General features: G+C 60.2%; 2 protein-coding genes. One reads left to right on the plus strand and one right to left on the minus strand.

Annotated features, from left to right (window positions below; translation table 11 throughout):
* The coding region (locus tag CXY80_RS00060; protein ID WP_199182181.1) for a dienelactone hydrolase family protein at window positions 1-236 on the plus strand (236 nt) is incomplete at its 5' end.
* A gap of 230 nt (window positions 237-466) precedes the next feature.
* Here CXY80_RS00060 and CXY80_RS00065 read toward each other — a convergent pair.
* A partial coding sequence (locus CXY80_RS00065; protein ID WP_104131110.1) for a type I glyceraldehyde-3-phosphate dehydrogenase occupies window positions 467-1,225 on the minus strand: 759 nt, incomplete at its 5' end.

Raw genomic sequence — 1,225 nt, forward strand, 5'->3', positions numbered from 1 at the left:
AGACCCCCTGGCTGGGAATATATGCCGGCAAGGACGCCAGCACCCCCGCTCGTGACATCCAACAGATGCGCGAAATCCTCACCCCTAAAACCACGCAATCCGCTGTCATTGTCTACCCCAAGGTCCGTCACGGCTTTGCCCTGGACCCGGACCTTCCGCACCACGCCGCAGACGAGGCAACAGACGCATTCGCGCGAACAGCCCTCTTCCTGAAAACCCATCTACGCGAAACCTGACAGCCACTTCCGTAAACGGTGTAACAGGCTAACTCGGATCGGGCATCTGTCACAGAGCCCCGAGCCCACGACCCGCCGCCGAGCGACAGATAGTACATGCCATTCGAATTCGCCGGAGATCAGCAGGTTGCGTCGGATGTAATCGAGTCAAACACTCTGCCCTCAAGTCCGCACGCGGGCTATGTACCCTACCTGTGGAAGGTGACTTCGAAGCCTCACTGTATTTGTCGTCACAGAGATGTTTCCACGCTGGGCGTTAACCCGAGGGTGGCCCTGGCTTCGCGGATCATTTGGTGGGTGAAACCCCACTCGTTGTCGTACCAGGCCATGATCTTGATCAGGGTGCCGTCCACCACTTGCGTCAGATCGAGGTTCACCACGGACGCGCGTGAATCGCCGATGATGTCGGAGGAGACCATCGGGTCCGCCGAAACGCCGAGGATACCCTGATACCTGGGCGTCTTCGCCTCCTCGATGAACACTGCGTTGACCTCCTCTACGCTGGTTGGGCGGGAGGTGACAATAACGATGTCGGCAATGGAGCCAACCTCGATCGGGGCGCGGATCGCAACCCCGTCGAAGAGCCCAGTCAACTCCGGCAATGCCCGGATTGTCGACTGTGCAGCGCCAGTCGGAGCGGGCACCAAGTTCGCTCCACCTGCGCGCCCACGTCGGAAATTGTTGTTCGGCGAGTCGACTAGGCGCTGGGTGGCGGTGTGGGCATGAATTGTGGTCATGATCGCACGCTCCACCCCCAGACGCCTTGTTGCGATCTCGATGACCGGTGTGATGCAGTTCGTCGTGCAACTGGCACAAGAGATGATCTGCGGCTGCCCCTCCGCCTGGTTCACCCCGTGCACCACCGTCGGGACGGAGTCGGACTTCGTCGGGGCAGACAAGATGACGAACGACGCGCCCGCCTGAATATGTTTGGTCAGGTCCTCCGCCTGGGTGAAAGCACCAGTGCATTCCAACACTAGGTCGACTGC

This window comes from Cryobacterium sp. M91, from assembly GCF_002929615.1.
In the GTDB taxonomy this organism is placed as follows: Bacteria; Actinomycetota; Actinomycetes; order Actinomycetales; family Microbacteriaceae; genus Cryobacterium; species Cryobacterium levicorallinum.